Genomic DNA, 3,034 nt, shown 5'->3' on the forward strand with positions numbered 1-3,034 from the left:
TCAACGTAAAAAGAGTGCCTGCTTTATTGCTCATTATCTTTGGTATCCTGCTCATTAATTTTGGAGGCTGACATGGAAATATTCTATATACTATTAGCTTTGTTTCTCGGCTGTCTCAATGTAGTCAACCGAACCGTTAACTTTCAGGCGACCAAGCATCTTGGAAACAACAGCGGTTGTCTGATGAACTATCTTATAGGAAGTGTCGCATCTTTATGTGTCATTCTGGCATATCCGGAAGCAAAAACAGGGATGACTCAGTTAACACAAGCACCTTTCTGGCTTTATTTTGGCGGTTTATTTGGCGTCATTGCATTCTTTTTAAATATTACTTCTCTGAATAAGATGAATCTCTTCCAATCAGCGATCATTATTTTGATCGGTCAATTGATTGCATCATTTCTATTAGATCTTGCACTTGGATATTCTTTCTCATTTATAAAAGTCATCGGTATTATCATCATGACAATCGGTGTTATTTGGGATCGAAAAGTATCTTTAACATAATAAAATGCCAGTTAAGTCTGTAATCATTGAGATGCTGAAAATCGGAAGATGAACTCAAACTCATTATTCTTCCATTAATGAATGTTTAACTATTTCACTTCTAAATCAAAGTCTTATTTCCAAATTTTTTAATAACATTCACCGAACAAATAGCTTTACATTATTATAATTCTTTCTATAATTAATCATATTTCTTACTTGTTCCCTTTGCTTTTTCAACAGGATACTTTTCATTATTCTTTTTTTAACTTTCTTAAAATAATTTCTTCTAAATCTACCTCTAAAACTTCCGTCATCATGATGCAGTAAATCATCATATCTGCATATTCATCGCACAATATTATTTTGCTTTCGGATTTTTCTTGCATATTCTGTAAAAGTTATAAAATATAAAATTGATTAATTTCACATTCATATTTTAGTAATATCATCTCAGTTAAGTCTTCATTTATTCTCATAATATCGTAGATTTTTTGTCTTTCCTTTTTTTATCAGTATACCATCATTAGTCATTTCCCTTAAAAGCAAAATTGCCGTAGATTGGGATACACCAAGTGCTGTTTCTACATCACTACGAACAACAAAGCCTTTATTGTGACATAATTCTAAGACAGTAGTAATTCTGTCTTCTTTTTTTGTCACACTGGTAGAGGCACCAGTTTTATGAATATTCAAATTTGTTTGTTCTTCTGAGTGAAAGTTAATATTGGGAAGCGTAACCTTAAAAGCATTATTTGTTGTTTCAATCATAGGTTTCACAGCATAATCATCATAACATTCATTGATTTTAAGAATTCCTGTGCCATAGGCTTCAATTAATCGCAACCTATAAAAGACATTCGCTAAATATTGATTGCGTAATACAGATACTCCTAACTTTACATCATCCAATGTAATACCTTTCACCAAACCGCCAATTGTTACGAATTCAATTCGGTCTTCAAAAATACTAATAAGAGTAGCACTGCTGAAAGAGTAGTCGCGATGAACAATTGCATTCAGCAATGTCTCACGAATTGCTTCTGGTGGATAATCCCTTATATCTATCCGATCTAACCCAGAAAATTCCGCACGCGTACGATTATAACGATCAATATACTCAAAAGCTTCCTCCAATTGATTTAGAAGCGAACCTGACAATTCCCGGCGATCTTTAAATATAGATTTCTTGCTGCCCTCAAAAACAGCCAGTTTGATCATATGCGTACATTGCTCAGATAACAAAAATGCTAGATTTGTGTACATACCATCCTCACCAATCAAGTGAAGGGTACGCATTTGGGCTTTTCCAAACTCTACATTTCGTTTTTTAAAAAATTCAGCAGATTTATAAAAAGTAAGATTCTGGTTAAGAGAACGGGCTTCCTCATAACTATCACCACTTGTCTCTTTGATCATATTCAAAATTACTGTATCTGTTGCCGGAACTGTCGATGCTCCATGGCGAACATAAACACCTTCCGGACGAATTCCTTTTCCATATAAATAATAGGGCCTTGCTGTACCACGCTGTACAGTTACACATACAACAGGTTTTTCATCCATGATACTATTGCGGCACTCCACAAACATAGTAATATCCGGACGAATAGTATCTCTGATTACATTGGTTACGCGTAGCATTGTATCATCAACATTATCAACACCGCAAACTGTCCCATCGTCATTTACTCCGATATAAAGTGTACCGCCATCACAATTTGCAAAAGCAATAATTGTGTTTTTAATATCGTCAACATACTCTCTCTTAAATTCAGTTGTCTTATTTTCTATAAGCATGAAATCCCTCCATTCAAGTTATATTCTAATCTAACAATTATTATAATCATTATTTTCGTTATTTACAATGAATTTTGATTATTATCAAAAAAAAGTTATATTTCACTTTACCAAATCACAGTATATTTCAGTCGTCTGATAGTCTGGCACTTTAGAAATAGTTTCGCAGAAAGTCCTCAGATGAGTGGCATTTGAGCTTTCCTTGCACAATTAATCTGACTATTTCCCTTTTGTTATTTTCTATCGAAAAAAGTTTTTATCGCTAAATCACAAGACCATTTAAGGTTTCTTATGAAAAAAAGCAGTCATTGACTGCTCAGTTCTTTTCTGACCATGATAATATGATCATTTCTAAATACTTCATAAAAGCCTTCTTTTAAAAACATCACGATTGAAGGATTATCAATCGCAATATCATCACAAATCGATCGACAACCCATCCTGCTTGCCTGATCACATAAAAGCCGTAATCCTTCTTTTCCATATCCACGATGACGATAGGCATCATCAACAATCACAGAAGCAATGATTTCATCATAGCTTTCATCATAGCGATAACTGATTTCCCCGACATAATCTTTCTCTTCTTCAGAGTACAGATAAGCATAGAATTTCTGATCGGGATTTACAACCCAACGTTCATACCACACTTGCCATTTTTCTTTAGGAAAAGAAATCATTCCTCCCCATTTTTTGTTATAAGCCATTGTATTTTCATCTGATAACCATTTTTGACGATAGCTCAATT

Annotated in this window: 3 protein-coding genes; 1 reads left to right on the plus strand and 2 read right to left on the minus strand. The window is 33.8% G+C overall.

Annotated features, from left to right (window positions below):
* Window positions 1-72: 72 nt before the first annotated feature.
* Window positions 73-507 (plus strand): DMT family transporter, encoded by a 435-nt coding sequence (locus tag Q0K35_RS10175; protein WP_294562751.1) that lies wholly within the window; start codon window positions 73-75, stop codon window positions 505-507.
* A 444-nt stretch (window positions 508-951) separates the two neighbouring features.
* Here the strand turns inward: Q0K35_RS10175 and Q0K35_RS10180 are convergent, their stop codons facing one another.
* Together Q0K35_RS10180 and Q0K35_RS10185 are read right to left on the minus strand one after the other, a co-directional pair.
* Window positions 952-2,286, minus strand: coding sequence for an RNA-binding domain-containing protein (locus Q0K35_RS10180; RefSeq protein ID WP_294562752.1), 1,335 nt, complete (start codon window positions 2,284-2,286; stop codon window positions 952-954).
* A gap of 305 nt (window positions 2,287-2,591) precedes the next feature.
* Window positions 2,592-3,034 (minus strand): GNAT family N-acetyltransferase (locus Q0K35_RS10185; protein ID WP_294562753.1); only part of this gene is annotated, 443 nt, incomplete at its 5' end.

Origin of the sequence: uncultured Traorella sp. (assembly GCF_944327115.1) — a bacterium.
Lineage (GTDB): Bacteria > Bacillota_I > Bacilli_A > Erysipelotrichales > Erysipelotrichaceae > Traorella.